Raw genomic sequence first — 14,100 nt, 5'->3', positions numbered from 1 at the left:
GGCGGGGGCCGTGGGTTGCGATGGGATCAAACGGTGCGTTCGACCATCATCTTTTTGATATTGGCAATGGCTGCGGCAGGGTTCAGGCCCTTGGGGCAGGTTTTGGCGCAGTTCATGATGGTGTGGCAGCGGTACAGTTTGAACGGATCTTCAAGTTCGTCCAGACGTTCGCCTGTGGCCTCATCGCGGCTGTCGATGATCCAGCGGTAGGCATGCAGTAATGCTGCTGGCCCGAGGTAGCGGTCGCCGTTCCACCAGTAGCTGGGGCAGGATGTCGAGCAGCAGGCGCACATGATACATTCATAGAGCCCGTCCAGCTTGGCACGGTCATCGATTGACTGCTTCCATTCCTTGGCGGGTTCAGCTGTCTTGGTTTCAAGCCACGGCTGGATCGATGCGTGCTGCGCATAGAAGTGCGTCAAGTCGGGGATGAGATCCTTGACCACGGGCATGTGAGGCAGCGGATAGATTTTCACCGCGCCGTTCACCTCGTCCACGCCATAGGTACAGGCCAGCGTATTGATCCCGTCGATGTTCATCGCGCAAGACCCGCAGATACCCTCGCGGCAGGACCGGCGGAAGGTCAGCGTCGGGTCGATCTCGTTCTTGATCTTGATCAGCGCGTCCAGAATCATCGGGCCGCAAGTATCCATATCGACGAAATACGTGTCGATCGCCGGGTTTTTCCCGTCATCGGGGTTCCAGCGATACACCTGAAACTGCCGCAGATTTTTGGCACCTTCGGGTTTCGGCCATGTCTTACCGGTCGTCATCCGGGAGTTCTTGGGGAGCGTGAGTTGAACCATATCGCTTCTCCTGGTCTGTCGGGCAGATGCCCAGTTCGTTACAATTCTGGCGCTTACGTCTTTCGGATGTAAAGCGCATTTCCTTCGGCGCGCAGGGTTTGGCGGTACCCGCAGGCCAGTATTTCTGCACACAAGTCGGTGTCCCATTGGTCCGCGTGGCGGACCTCTATCAAGATCGCATCGGGCAGCCAGCCGCCGGATTTGCCCTGCGCGAGGATCGGCTTCAGCACGACTTCTTCGGCCCCCTCGACGTCAATCTTGAGGATCGCCGCATCGTGGTGCCGTGCGGCGTGTGTAAAGGCGGACAGGGGCCGGGTGGGCACCAGAACGCCGCCGTTTTGTTGCTTACCCTCGATCGGGAGCAGCGATGCCTGACCGTAGTTATGGCCACGGAAGTTCAGCATCGCCTCGCCGTCGCGGTCGGACAGTGCGCAGCCTTCGATGCGGACTTTGTCGGCCAGATTGTTCAGCGCGATGTTCATTCCAAGGCGGCCAATCATCAGCGGGTTGGGTTCGAACGCAACGACGCGCGACCCTTCGCCCGAAGCCATGGCCAGCGGGATCGAATACGCACCGCAGTTCGCACCGATATCAAAAACCAGCACGTTGCGATCTTCGACCAGTTCGACCAAGGCGACCAGCGATTTAATCTCTGGCGGGTATTCGTTCAGCCAGATGCAGGTTTCGGTGTAATTGTCGCGCGGGTCCACCACCATCCGGATGTCGGCAAACTCAACCTCTGTGGGGCCAAGCTGCGACTTGATACGGGTGCGCACATGGGTATCGCCCTCTCGGAATTGCGCGCGCAAATCGGCCATATGGCCCGCATCTACGACGTCCGCATCTGAGGTGGCAATCGGGTGACCCATTAGCCCAGAAGCCCCGGGACGCCGCTGGCAGAGCGCGACAGACATTGCACAGTTTCGGGGCGCGACAGAACCGAGCGCACAGTGGCGACGGTTGTATCATCCACGCCGATCACAGCGGATTTGGCGAAAACGCGCACCTCTAGGGCGTCGGCGTTGTCGACGATGCAATTGGTAAACGGCGTAATCAGCTGCTTGGGCACCTGCGGAAAGCGGGTGGCAAGGGTTTCGGTGATGACCCCTTTGGCGGCTTCGCGGCCGATGCTGTCAACCTGCTGCGTTGCTTGCGCACAAGCAGACGCGGCCAGGATCATGGTCATAGCGATAAACTGTTTCATGTCGCCTGCCCTCCGCCTTGCAGGACGGGGGCAAGAGCCCCCAGTTTGGTCCCCTGCCCCCAAAAGCGGGAGCAGGGTTTAAGATCAATACACCCGTGCTTTGGGTGCGATCTTTTTCATATCGATGCCGCCTTCGGCCTCTGTCGTCAGCGGATCAAGGTGCACGCCACGGTAGCTGAGCGTGGCATTGTTGCCGTCGAAATACGCGAGGCTGTGCTTGCGCCAGTTTGCGTCGTCACGATCAGGGTAATCCTCGTGCGCGTGGGCACCGCGGCTTTCCTTGCGTGCGGCAGCGGCGGTGATGGTGGCCACGGCGTTCGGCATCAGGTTGGTCAGCTCGAGCGTTTCCATCAGGTCAGAGTTCCAGACCAGCGATGTATCGGTCACGTGCAGATCAGCGATCTTGGCCGCGACTTCATCCATCTTGGCCTTGCCTTCGTTCAGCGTCTTGTCGGTGCGGAAAACGGCGGCGTCGGCCTGCATGGTTTTCTGCATCTCGAGGCGCAGCTCGGCTGTGGTGGTCTGGCCCTTGGCATAGCGCAGGCTGTCAAAGCGTTCAAACGCGGCGTCGACCGATTTCTGGTTCGGCGTTGGCACGGGGGCCTCTGCGTCGACGACATCTTTTGCGCGGATCGCAGCGGCGCGGCCAAAGACCACAAGGTCGATGAGAGAGTTCGAGCCCAAACGGTTAGCGCCGTGCACCGAGGCACAGCCAGCTTCGCCCACGGCCATCAGCCCGGGTGCCACGCGGTCCGGTGCGTCGTCGGTCGGTGCCAGCACTTCGCCCCAATAGTTGGTGGGGATGCCGCCCATGTTGTAGTGCACGGTCGGCAGAACCGGGATCGGTTCTTTGGTCAGGTCCACACCGGCAAAGATGCGCGCGGACTCAGAGATCCCCGGCAGACGCAGATCCAGCGTTTCTTTGGGCAGGTGGTTCAGGTGCAGGTGGATGTGGTCTTTGTTCTCGCCCACACCGCGGCCTTCGCGGATTTCCATCGTCATACAGCGCGAAACAACGTCACGGCTGGCAAGGTCTTTGTAGGTGGGGGCATACCGCTCCATAAAGCGTTCGCCTTCGGAGTTGGTCAAATACCCGCCTTCGCCACGTGCGCCTTCGGTGATCAGGCAACCCGCGCCATAAATGCCGGTGGGGTGGAACTGCACGAATTCCATATCCTGCAATGGCAGGCCTGCACGTGCCGCCATACCGCCGCCATCACCAGTGCAGGTGTGCGCCGATGTCGCCGAGAAATAGGCGCGACCGTAACCACCTGTCGCCAGAACAACCATCTTGGCGCTGAACAGGTGCATGGTGCCGTCATCCAGCTTCCAGCACAGCACACCCTGACACACACCGTCATCTGACATGATCAGATCAATGGCGAAATATTCGATGTAGAATTCAGCATTATGCTTCAGCGACTGACCATAAAGCGTGTGCAGGATCGCGTGGCCGGTCCGGTCGGCTGCAGCACAGGTGCGCTGCACGGGGGGGCCTTCGCCGAATTCGGTGGTGTGGCCACCGAACGGACGCTGGTAGATTTTACCCGCTTCGGTCCGCGAGAAAGGCACACCGTAGTGCTCAAGCTCGTACACGGCCTTGGGGGCTTCGCGCGCGAGGTATTCCATCGCATCCGTGTCGCCCAGCCAGTCCGACCCCTTAACGGTGTCATACATATGCCACTGCCAGTTGTCGGGGCCCATATTGGACAAGGACGCCGCGATGCCGCCCTGCGCCGCAACTGTGTGCGAACGGGTCGGGAAAACTTTGGTGACGCAGGCTGTCTTCAGCCCCTGCTCGGCCATGCCAAGTGTCGCACGCAAGCCAGCACCGCCAGCCCCCACGACAACGACATCATATTCATGCGTTTCATATTCATATGCAGCCATGTCTCGGTCTCCGGTATAGCGTAGGCGTGTGTTAAAGCGCGATGCGGGCGATGGCGAAAACGCCAACCGCGGCCGCACCATAGCTGAGGCAGGTCATCAGGATGATCGCAACTTTCTGCGACAGCCCGTGGACGTAATCCTCGATCAGCACTTGGACACCGTCATTAAAATGTTTGAAGCCAACGATCAGCGTCAGGGCAGCGACGATCGCAGGGAAGGGCCTGCTGTAGTAGGCGATGATCGCTTCGTAGGTGCCACCCAGGGCGGACCCGAAGGTGAAAACGAACAGGGGGATCAGGATCAGCAGCGCAACAGAGCTGACTTTCATCGCCCAGAAATGTGCGGTGCCCGATTTGGCCGAGCCCAAGCCCATAGCGCGTTTGCGGTCTGTCAAATAAGCCATGTGTCTATTCCTCAGATGATCAGCGCGGTGATGATGGTCAAAACGACGGAACCGATCAGCGCGGCCCAGCCCAGCTTTTCAGCCGTCGGGATGTCCAGCGCATAGCCGTTGTCCCAGATCAGGTGCCGGATGCCGGCTAGCGTGTGATACCACAGCCCCAACAGCGACATGAACATGATCAGGTCACCGAACCAGCTGGTGATGAAACCGTTTACAAAGTCGAAATAATCCGCCGACGTCGCAGCTGCCAGGAACCACCATACGATCAGCAGCGCAGCGATCAGCATTGCGTTGCCGGTGATGCGCGTCAGGATCGACGTCATGGAGGTCAGTTGCGGGCGATAGATCGTCAGGTGGGGTGACAGCGGGCGGTTGCCCCGGTTCACATCTGCCATGATGGATTCCTTTTCTCGTCAGGTTACGGTCATAGATAACGGTATTTTCCGCACTGTCACGTCCAGAGGCGTGATTTTGCAACGGTTTATTGGCCCAGTTGCCGAAACCCTTCGGTTAGCGCCGGACATTGATGATATTTGTGATCACTAATTTTGAAAGTGTGATCACAACTCCGGAGAACCGTGAATATAGCTGGGCTGAATGCCAGAAAATGATCCGGAAACTGTGAGATGCGGTTGGGTCAACAGCGGCATCTACGCCGAGTGGCAGAGCAATTCGGGCACTGGTGGTCCCGGCGGCTCTGTCATCGAAAAACGGGCGCAGCGGGTGGTACTGGAGGATATTACGCCCCCGCCCGCTGCGCCCCGTCACATTATTTCAGCGATTCATCGATGCCTTTGCACGCATCGACCAGACCTTTAACGGCGCTGACAGAGTTGTCGAACATCGTCTGCTCGTCTTTGTTCATAGAAATCTCGACAACACGCTCTACGCCGCCGGCACCGATCACGGTGGGCACGCCGACATAGAAACCGTCCAGACCATAGGCACCATCAACATAGGCGGCACAGGGCAGGACGCGCTTTTGATCTTTCAGATAGGCTTCGGCCATTTCGATTGCCGAAGTAGCAGGCGCATAGAAAGCCGAACCGGTCTTTAGCAGGCCAACAATCTCGGCACCGCCATCACGGGTGCGCTGAACGATCGCGTCCAGTTTGTCCTGTGTGGTCCAGCCCATTTTCACCAGATCAGGCAAAGGGATGCCCGCAACGGTGGAATAGCGCGTCAGGGGGACCATGGTGTCGCCGTGGCCGCCCAGAACGAAGGCCGTAACGTCTTTCATGGAAACATTGAATTCCGACGCGAGGAAGTGACGGAAGCGCGCCGAATCAAGAACGCCAGCCATGCCACATACCTTGTGGTGCGGCAGACCGGAGAATTCGCGCAGCGCCCAAACCATAGCGTCCAGTGGGTTGGTGATGCAGATAACGAATGCGTCTGGCGCGTGGGCTGCGATGCCTTCGCCAACGGATTTCATAACCTTGAGGTTGATGCCCAGCAGGTCATCGCGGCTCATCCCGGGCTTGCGGGCGACACCGGCGGTGACGATGCAGACGTCTGCACCAGCGATTTCGGAATAGTCGTTCGCGCCGGTCATCGTCGCGTCGAATTTGGCGGATGGGCCTGATTCTGCGATATCGAGGGCTTTACCCTGTGGGATGCCTTCGGCGATATCGAACAGGACAACGTCGCCCAGTTCTTTGATTGCTGCGAGGTGGGCAAGCGTGCCCCCGATTTGCCCTGCGCCGATAAGCGCGATCTTGGGTCTGGCCATGTGGTATACTCCGACAGGGTTACATTTCGCCTCGGGATACCGAAATGCGGCGCACCGTGCAAGTTGCGCGTCAACCTGCGTCACGTCACCATCGCGAACGTCATAAAAAACGGGACCGTTTCTTGCGAAACGATCCCGTCTGATCAGCTTTTCAGCAAGTTATTGCTGAGGTTTGCTGGGTCGAAAGCTTAGCCTTTGTATTCGGGCTGTGCTTCCAGAGCTTCTTCGCTGCTGTCGATGTAGATGCGGAAGTCGTCGCCTTCAGCGTTCTTCATGATTTGCAGCTCGTCCCATGTAACGGCTACTGGCTTTTCGCCAATGCCCAGGAAACCACCTACGTTGATCACAACCTGGCTTACTTCGCCGTTGTCACCCATCACCAAGGCTCCAATTTCACCAACAGTTTCGTCGTCAGCACCGTAAACATAGGACCCTTCCAGATCTTCTGCGGTCAGCGCATTCCGGTCGTCAACTGTGGCGTTGGCATAGCCTTCACGCTCAACCGCTGGGGCTGTCAGCATGGGGCGGTCCATGTCGGCTTTTTCAACGTCGTTCGCTTCTTCGTTCAGCTCGGTGGTTGCTTCGTCAACGGCCTTTTCGGTGTCAGCCGCAGCTTCTTTTGCTTCCATTTCAGCTTCGTTTGCCAGTGCTTCGGCATCTGCTTCAACTTCGGTCTCGGTGTCGACGTCAGCGTTGGCGTTGGCGTTGGCGTCTACATCTGCTTCTTTAACTTCAGCATCGGCCTTCATGTCGGCGTCAGCGTCCACTTTCGCTTCTTTGTCCATGTCCGCGTCGTCGTCCATACGTTCGAAAACGGGGGCTTGCTCAAGCATCTCTTTGCTTGTGGTGACGACAAGGAAACGATCGCCCATGTCACCTTCTTCGGTCACGATGCGGATTTCGTCCATATTAACGCTTACGTCGCGCTCACCCATGCCGAGGAAGCCACCAATGCCAAGAATAACAGCTTTTACGTTGCCTTCGGCATCCAGCAGAACATCATTGATTTCGCCAATGTCGTCCCATTCTTTTTCGCCGTCAGCAGCGATGGTGGAGTTCGCTTCGACTTCGGTCTCGGAATTGTAGATGCGCATGCCGATCAGGTCGGACGCAAAGAAGTCAGTTTCTTGCGCTGTCACGGTACCAAAACCAGCAGAATGTGCGTCTGCAAATGCGGGGCCAGTCAAGCTCAGGATGATTGCGGTTGTGCCAAGAATACGTTTCATTGATGATACTCCTTTAGAAGTTCCGGGTGATAATCACTCCGTTGTGATATCAACCAAGATCAGGCGATTGCGTTCCGACGCTCCGCATCTTTTTTCGCAAATTTATTAATCTATGACGTATCAAATGGCGTCATTCCCCTTTGTTTGTTGATCATCCATCGAAGAAGAATTTCTAACGAAAATCGTCACTCGATCATCCGCAGTACACATCAGCACGGCTGCTGACACATCTTGCGTCAACGCGACCACCGCCGCCGCGGCCGTCGCCAGCCCGATGAGATTAAAAAACTTTATCATTCTCGCCCCTTTCCACGTGGCACCACGCGTATTTCGCCAGCCTAGACGACACCCCTCATGATCCTGCCGGGTCTTTGTGGCGCAGAAAGCTGAAGGTCAGGTTAAAGCCGCAAAAAATCCGACGCTGCGCTGCGGCGTGTTTGAGCTTGAAGTTTTCGTCTAAAAATGCAGACCTGCACGCAACATTATTTCTTGGAGACTCGCAAATGTCGAAAATCACCCGCCCCCTGCGTTCTGTTCTATATATCCCCGGCTCCAAGGACCGTGCGTTAGACAAAGCCCGCGGACTGCCAGCCGATGCGATTATCTTTGATCTCGAAGACGCCGTAATCCCCGAAGAGAAAACCGCTGCACGTGAAACACTCGCCAAGGCGCTGAAAGACGGCGGCTATGGCACCCGGTTCAAGGTAATCCGCATCAATGGGCTGGACACCGAGTGGGGGGCCGACGATGCCCGCGCCGCTGTCGACATGGAATGCGACGCCATTTTGCTGCCCAAAGTCGGCAGCCCTGCCGATCTGGACGCGTTGGCCGAAATCACCGGCGACATCCCGCTTTGGGCGATGATGGAAACGCCCGGCGCTATGCTGAACGCTGCCGCGATCGGCGCGCATTCGAAATTGCAGTGCATGGTAATGGGCACCAACGACCTAAACAAAGACCTGCAAACCCGCGTGCGCCCGGACCGGCTGCCGCTGATGACGGGGCTTGGCCTATGTGTGCTGGCCGCCAAAGCCAACGGCATCGCGATTGTGGATGGTGTCCATAACGCGTTCAAGGACGACGAAGGTCACCGCGTCGAATGTGATCAGGGCCGTGACATGGGGTTTGACGGCAAGACGTTGATCCACCCCGCCCAGCTGGACGTCGCAAACGAGGCGTTCTCCCCTTCCGAGGCCGAGGCCGATCTGGCCCGCCGTCAGATTGCAGCGTTTGACGAAATGCAAGCGACAGGTCAGGGTGTGGCGGTTGTGGACGGGCGGATTGTTGAAAACCTGCATGTCGCCACCGCGCGCGAAACATTGGCAAAACTGGACGCAATTGCGGCCCTGCAAACGGAGTGAATTTGATGATGGCGCTTTTGATCCTTGGTCTGATCTTATGGGTCGGTGCCCATTATTTCCGTCGCTTCATGCCGGACCAACGCGCCGCCATGGGTAAAAAGGGCAAAGGCATCATCGCTGTCGCCATCGTGGTGGCGCTGGTGTTGATCATCATCGGATACCGCGGGGCCGAGTTTATCCCCGTCTGGACGCCTCCGGCCTTCCTGACGCATCTTAACAACCTGTTGATGGTGCTGGCATTCTGGGTCTACGGGTCCAGCGCCGCCAAAGGGGCCAAGGCATGGCCCGCGTCGAAAACCCGCCACCCGCAGCTGATGGCCGTCAAAATCTGGGCGGTCGCGCACTTGCTGGTGAACGGCGATGTTGCGTCTATCCTGCTGTTTGGCTCTATGCTGGCTTGGGCCGTCGGGTCCGTGATCCTGATCAACCGCGCCGAACCCAACTGGACGCCCCCTGCCCCTGCGGGCAAAGCTACCTATATCCGCCTTGTGGTGATTACGCTGGTGATGCTGGTTGTTGTGACCGCGATCCACACCCTGCTTGGCGTCTCTCCCTTTTCCTGAGTTACTGAAAGAACCCCCATGAAACTCTATCGTTTCCTGTCCGAAGAGGACACTTCCGCCTTTTGTCACAAAGTCACCGACGCGCTGAACAAGGGTTGGGAACTATACGGCACGCCCACACAGACATGGGACGCGGCGGCGAATGTTATGCGCTGCGGTCAGGCCGTCACCAAGGAAGTCGAAGGCACCTACACGCCGGATACAAAACTAGGGGCGCATTGATGGCACAGGCAAAAACCAACAAAGGGCGCTTCTTCGAGGACTATAAAGTCGGCGAGACACTGCACCACGCGGTGCCGCGCACCGTCAAAGATGGCGAGCGGGCATTATACCACGCACTATATCCTGCGCGTCATGCGCTTTATTCCTCTGACCAGTTCGCGCAAAGCTGCGGCCTGCCCGCCAGCCCGCTGGACGATATGATCACCTTTCACATCGTGTTCGGGAAAACTGTGCCTGATGTATCGCTGAACGCAGTCGCCAACCTTGGCTATGCGCAGGGTCGCTGGCTGGCACCGGTCTGGCCCGGCGATACCCTGCGGTCGGAATCCGAAGTGATCGGGCTCAAGCAGAACTCCAACGGAAAAACCGGCGTCGTCTACGTACGCACCACCGGCTTTAACCAGAACGACACCAAAGTGCTGGAATATGTCCGCTGGGTGATGGTGCGCAAACGCGATGTCGATGCGCCTGCCCCCGAAACGGTCGTGCCCGACCTGCCCGACGCGCTGGCGGTTGCCGATCTGTCGATCCCCGAAACGCTCGATTTTAGCAATTATGACTTTACCCTCGCGGGCGAAGCGCACCGCTGGGACGACTATACGGTGGGCGAGATGATCGACCACGTTGACGGCGTTACTGTCGAAGAGGCCGAACACATGCTGGCCACCCGCCTGTGGCAGAACACGGCGAAAGTGCACTTTGACACCTTCGCCCGCCCTGACGGGTCGCGGCTGATTTATGGCGGGCACGTGATTTCGATGGCCCGTGCGTTGTCGTTCAACGGGCTGGCCAATGCGCAAATGATCGTCGGGCTGAACGGCGGGGCCCATGCGAACCCTTGCCTGTCCGGCGACACCATCCGCGCCTGGACCGAGGTTCTGGACAAAGCCGATACCGACAAACCTGGCGTCGGCGCGCTGCGCTTGCGTCTGGTCGCGACCAAAGGCGGGGAGCCGTTCAAGCTGAAGGGCGAAGACGGCAAATATCTGCCCGATGTCCTGCTCGACCTCGATTACTGGGCACTGATTCCCAAGTAAGACGCCCCCTTGACGACACCAGATCGGTCGCAAAACAAACAACTATATGTCGCGTTCGGCCCTTAAAACTTGGGGATTTCGAGCGCGACAGCCGTTGCATCGGCAACATTCCGCAGATTTTACACCGTTAGCGCTAATTTGTGATCACACGCGAAATTCGTGTGATCACAAATGTCGCTTTTCTCTGGATAATCCTGTATTTCTCCGAAAAACTGTTTACCGAGTATCAAGACTCAATCGTATACCGCGATTAGACTGGAACAAAGACGGGACCGTTTTTTATGAACATCCATGAATATCAGGCAAAAGCCCTTTTGCGTAGCTACGGCGCGCCAGTATCCGAAGGCCGGGTCGTGCTGAAAGCCGAAGATGCGAAAACAGCCGCAGGCGAGATGGACGGACCTCTTTGGGTCGTCAAGGCACAGATCCACGCAGGTGGCCGCGGCAAGGGTTCTTTCAAAGAAGCCGACGCTGGCGACAAAGGCGGTGTACGCCTGACCAAATCGGTTGAAGAAGCCGCCGAAGAAGCCAAGAAAATGCTGGGCCGCACCTTGGTTACGCACCAGACCGGCCCCGCGGGCAAACAGGTCAACCGCATCTACATCGAAGACGGTTCGGGCATCGAAACCGAATTGTACCTCGCGCTGCTGGTGGATCGCCAGACGTCGCGCATCGGGTTCGTCTGCTCCACCGAGGGCGGCATGGACATCGAAGAAGTGGCCGAGTCCACTCCTGAAAAAATCATCAGCTTTTCTGTAGACCCCGCCGCGGGCTTCCAGCCCTACCACGGCCGTCGCGTTGCTTTCGCCCTTGGGCTTGAAGGCAAGCAGGTCAAACAGTGTGTCACCCTGATGGGCCAGCTGTTCAAAGCATTCGTCGAAAAAGACATGGAGATGCTTGAAATCAACCCGCTGATCGTCACCGACGGCGGCGACCTGAAAGTGTTGGACGCCAAAGTCAGCTTTGACGGCAACGCAATGTATCGCCACGGCGATATTGCCGACCTGCGCGACACCACCGAAGAAGACCCCAAAGAGCTCGAGGCGTCAAAGTACGACCTGAACTACATCGCTCTGGACGGTGAAATCGGCTGCATGGTGAACGGTGCCGGTCTTGCGATGGCCACAATGGACATCATTAAGCTCTACGGTGCCGAGCCCGCGAACTTCCTTGATGTTGGTGGCGGTGCGACCAAAGAGAAAGTGACCGAAGCGTTCAAGATCATCACCTCCGACCCGCAGGTCAAAGGTATCCTGGTGAACATCTTCGGCGGCATCATGCGCTGTGACGTCATCGCCGAAGGCGTGGTTGCAGCCGTAAAAGAAGTCGGTCTGAAGGTTCCGCTGGTTGTCCGTCTGGAAGGCACGAACGTTGAAGAAGGCAAAGCCATCATCAACAACTCCGGCCTGGACGTGATCGCTGCGGACAACCTGAAAGATGGCGCGCAAAAGATCGTGAAAGCGGTCAAGGGCTAAAACTGGCTGGAAAGCTTGGATGATGCATCGTCTCGCCTTTTGTTTTTCCATCACGTTGCTGGCTGTCCCTTTCGGGGCGGCCAGTAGCGCTATGGCACAGACAACGCGCGCGGCGGACATCGCCCAAGCCTTTGCAGACCATTGTTTCAGCCCGCGACTGACGGCCTGGACGGCGCTGGCACAGCTTGGCACCACAGGGGCGCGGGTCGATTTCTATGACCTGCGTCCCTTTACCTCGGCACCTCAGTCTCCGGTGACGGGCGCGGCTGCAACAGCGGGCACGGACCGTCGCTGCGAAGTGTCCTTTGACGGGGCTGAACCGCAGGCTGCGCACCAAGGGATCACGACCGGATTGGCACAGGAAAACCTGACTGATCTGGTAGACATCCCCGCAGGGTTCCCCACCACGACGGGGGCCACCTATCGCGCCGCCGTTATGCTGAACCCCAACCGCATCGCTGTGGTGCAATCGGGGGTCCGTGACGGGGCACGAGGCGTCGAAACCTTTGCGCGGGTCGAACGCTTGATCCCGCTGAACGAGGCAAACCAATGACTACAGCCCCGCAAAACACCGTCTTGGGTGGCAAAACCATCGTCCTTGGGATGACCCTTCTGGTTTTCGCAATGATGGCGGTTGTCGCGCAGCTGCCCTTGCCAATGCAGGGCTCCCTGCTGGCCGAAGGCGGCCCGTTCGAGACGCTGTCTGTGGTCGGCTATGGCCTGTGCATCTTGATGATGTTCGCGCTGTGGCCAAAGGCATCGGTTGCGCGTCGGTGGTACTTTGCGGTGTTCATGGCCCTGTTCGCTGCCCGCGAGCTGGACTTGGATAAAAAGCCGTTCACCGAAGGCCTGCTGAAAGCGCGCCAGTTTTCCAGCGATGGCGTCAGCCTGATGGAAAAGGGCATTGCCGGCATCATCCTGCTGACAATCATCGTGGCGGGTCTGATCCTGTTGCGTCGCGAAACGCGGGGCTTCATCCGTGGGGTCGTAAAAGGCGCGGCACCGCAGCTGGCTGTCCTGATCGGCCTGCTGTTCATCGTCGTCTACAAGCTGACCGACGGGCTGGCCCGCAAGCTGGAACCCTTTGGCATCACGCTCGGCCGCGAACAGATCGACCTTGCCTACGTCATCGAGGAAGTCGGCGAACTGGGCATCCCGCTGATGTTCGCCGTTGCGATTTATCTGACATACCGACTGCCGCGCATTGCGGCGGCGGCCCCTTCCACCGCGCCCTGAGACCGGCGCCACCTGAATTGAACTTGAGAAGAAAGCACATAACATGGCCGTACTCGTAAACGAAAACACCAAAGTGATCTGTCAGGGCCTCACCGGCTCGCAGGGCACGTTCCACACCGAACAGGCCATCGCCTATGGTACCAAAATGGTCGGCGGTGTGACCCCCGGCAAAGGCGGCCAGACGCACCTTGACCTGCCCGTGTTCAACTCTGTCCACGAAGCCCGCCACGTCACCGAAGCCAACGCGACAGTCATCTACGTGCCGCCCCCCTTTGCAGCGGATTCGATCCTCGAGGCGATCGACGCCGAGATGGAACTGATCATCTGCATCACCGAAGGCATCCCGGTTCTGGACATGATGCGCGTCAAGCGCGCGCTCGAAGGGTCCAAGTCGCGCCTCATCGGGCCAAACTGCCCCGGCGTGATCACGCCTGACGCCTGCAAAATCGGCATCATGCCCGGCCACATCCACAAGCGCGGCACCGTCGGGGTTGTCTCGCGCTCGGGCACGCTTACGTACGAGGCTGTGAAACAGACATCCGATCTTGGCCTCGGCCAATCCACTGCGGTTGGTATCGGCGGCGACCCCATCAAAGGGTCCGAGCATATCGATATCCTCGAGATGTTCCTGGCCGATCCAGAGACACAGTCGATCATCATGATCGGTGAAATCGGCGGGTCCGCCGAAGAAGAAGCGGCACAGTTCCTGGCCGACGAAAAGAAAAAAGGCCGTTGGAAGCCAACAGCCGGTTTCATCGCGGGCCGTACAGCCCCTCCCGGCCGCCGCATGGGCCACGCCGGTGCGATCGTCGCAGGCGGCAAAGGTGACGCGGAATCCAAGATCGCAGCCATGAAAGAAGCAGGCATCGTCGTTGCGGACAGCCCCGCAACTTTGGGCGAAGCCGTTCAGGAAGCCATCAACAACGGCTAACGCCAGATGGTCGG

The 14,100-nt window shown here is 58.3% G+C and carries 17 protein-coding genes; 8 read left to right on the top strand and 9 right to left on the bottom strand.

From position 1 onward, the window contains the following. Nucleotides 1–26 precede the first annotated feature (26 nt). From ACVBAU_RS04150 to ACVBAU_RS04110, 9 genes are all read right to left on the bottom strand, one after another. Nucleotides 27–806, bottom strand: a complete 780-nt coding sequence (locus tag ACVBAU_RS04150) for a succinate dehydrogenase iron-sulfur subunit (protein WP_093731349.1) — start codon at nt 804–806, stop codon at nt 27–29. A gap of 53 nt (nt 807–859) precedes the next feature. Beyond that, nucleotides 860–1,624 carry an FkbM family methyltransferase gene (locus tag ACVBAU_RS04145; protein ID WP_448328044.1) on the bottom strand — a complete coding sequence of 255 codons (765 nt, stop codon included), beginning with the start codon at nt 1,622–1,624 and terminating at the stop codon, nt 860–862. Nucleotides 1,625–1,674: 50 nt separating this feature from the next. Next, nucleotides 1,675–2,010 carry a hypothetical protein gene (locus ACVBAU_RS04140; protein ID WP_138924302.1) on the bottom strand — a complete coding sequence of 112 codons (336 nt, stop codon included), beginning with the start codon at nt 2,008–2,010 and terminating at the stop codon, nt 1,675–1,677. An 84-nt stretch (nt 2,011–2,094) separates the two neighbouring features. Next, nucleotides 2,095–3,900 (bottom strand): succinate dehydrogenase flavoprotein subunit, encoded by a 1,806-nt coding sequence (gene sdhA / locus ACVBAU_RS04135; RefSeq protein ID WP_138924303.1) that lies wholly within the window; start codon nt 3,898–3,900, stop codon nt 2,095–2,097. A gap of 31 nt (nt 3,901–3,931) precedes the next feature. Next, nucleotides 3,932–4,303: a succinate dehydrogenase, hydrophobic membrane anchor protein gene (sdhD, locus tag ACVBAU_RS04130; RefSeq protein ID WP_448328041.1), complete on the bottom strand. Its 372-nt coding sequence runs from the start codon at nt 4,301–4,303 to the stop codon at nt 3,932–3,934. 11 nt (nt 4,304–4,314) lie between these two features. Then, nucleotides 4,315–4,698, bottom strand: a complete 384-nt coding sequence (gene sdhC / locus ACVBAU_RS04125) for a succinate dehydrogenase, cytochrome b556 subunit (protein ID WP_138924305.1) — start codon at nt 4,696–4,698, stop codon at nt 4,315–4,317. A gap of 374 nt (nt 4,699–5,072) precedes the next feature. Further along, complete coding sequence (gene mdh / locus ACVBAU_RS04120) at nt 5,073–6,035, bottom strand: malate dehydrogenase (protein WP_138924306.1); 963 nt, start codon at nt 6,033–6,035, stop codon at nt 5,073–5,075. 188 nt (nt 6,036–6,223) lie between these two features. Further along, nucleotides 6,224–7,261 (bottom strand): PRC-barrel domain-containing protein, encoded by a 1,038-nt coding sequence (locus tag ACVBAU_RS04115; protein WP_448328039.1) that lies wholly within the window; start codon nt 7,259–7,261, stop codon nt 6,224–6,226. A gap of 120 nt (nt 7,262–7,381) precedes the next feature. Then, a complete protein-coding gene (locus ACVBAU_RS04110) occupies nt 7,382–7,558 on the bottom strand; it encodes a hypothetical protein (RefSeq protein WP_448328037.1) in 177 nt (58 codons plus the stop codon). Nucleotides 7,559–7,764: 206 nt separating this feature from the next. Between ACVBAU_RS04110 and ACVBAU_RS04105 the strand changes: the two genes are divergently transcribed. From ACVBAU_RS04105 to sucD, 8 genes are all read left to right on the top strand, one after another. Beyond that, nucleotides 7,765–8,622, top strand: coding sequence for an HpcH/HpaI aldolase/citrate lyase family protein (locus ACVBAU_RS04105; RefSeq protein ID WP_448328035.1), 858 nt, complete (start codon nt 7,765–7,767; stop codon nt 8,620–8,622). A 5-nt stretch (nt 8,623–8,627) separates the two neighbouring features. Next, complete coding sequence (locus tag ACVBAU_RS04100; protein ID WP_448328033.1) at nt 8,628–9,185, top strand: NnrU family protein; 558 nt, start codon at nt 8,628–8,630, stop codon at nt 9,183–9,185. 18 nt (nt 9,186–9,203) lie between these two features. After that, nucleotides 9,204–9,407, top strand: coding sequence for a DUF1737 domain-containing protein (locus tag ACVBAU_RS04095; protein ID WP_005851513.1), 204 nt, complete (start codon nt 9,204–9,206; stop codon nt 9,405–9,407). Continuing rightward, complete coding sequence (locus ACVBAU_RS04090) at nt 9,407–10,444, top strand: MaoC family dehydratase (protein ID WP_448328030.1); 1,038 nt, start codon at nt 9,407–9,409, stop codon at nt 10,442–10,444. Before ACVBAU_RS04095 ends, ACVBAU_RS04090 begins: the two co-directional genes overlap by 1 nt. A 281-nt stretch (nt 10,445–10,725) precedes the next feature. Next, on the top strand, nt 10,726–11,919 hold the full coding sequence (sucC, locus tag ACVBAU_RS04085; RefSeq protein ID WP_093731359.1) for an ADP-forming succinate--CoA ligase subunit beta: 1,194 nt from the start codon (nt 10,726–10,728) through the stop codon (nt 11,917–11,919). 91 nt (nt 11,920–12,010) lie between these two features. After that, nucleotides 12,011–12,472, top strand: a complete 462-nt coding sequence (locus ACVBAU_RS04080; protein WP_448328028.1) for a succinyl-CoA synthetase subunit beta — start codon at nt 12,011–12,013, stop codon at nt 12,470–12,472. After that, nucleotides 12,469–13,155: a hypothetical protein gene (locus tag ACVBAU_RS04075; RefSeq protein WP_138924312.1), complete on the top strand. Its 687-nt coding sequence runs from the start codon at nt 12,469–12,471 to the stop codon at nt 13,153–13,155. Before ACVBAU_RS04080 ends, ACVBAU_RS04075 begins: the two co-directional genes overlap by 4 nt. Nucleotides 13,156–13,198: 43 nt before the next feature. Next, the gene (sucD, locus tag ACVBAU_RS04070) at nt 13,199–14,086 is read left to right on the top strand and encodes a succinate--CoA ligase subunit alpha (protein ID WP_093731362.1); all 888 of its coding nucleotides are present in this window, start codon (nt 13,199–13,201) and stop codon (nt 14,084–14,086) included. The last annotated feature ends 14 nt before the right edge of the window (nt 14,087–14,100 follow it).

This window comes from Sulfitobacter sp. M13 (assembly GCF_053474885.1).
Note: the sequence above shows the minus strand (reverse complement) of the source record. Positions and strands in the feature narration are given on the sequence as shown.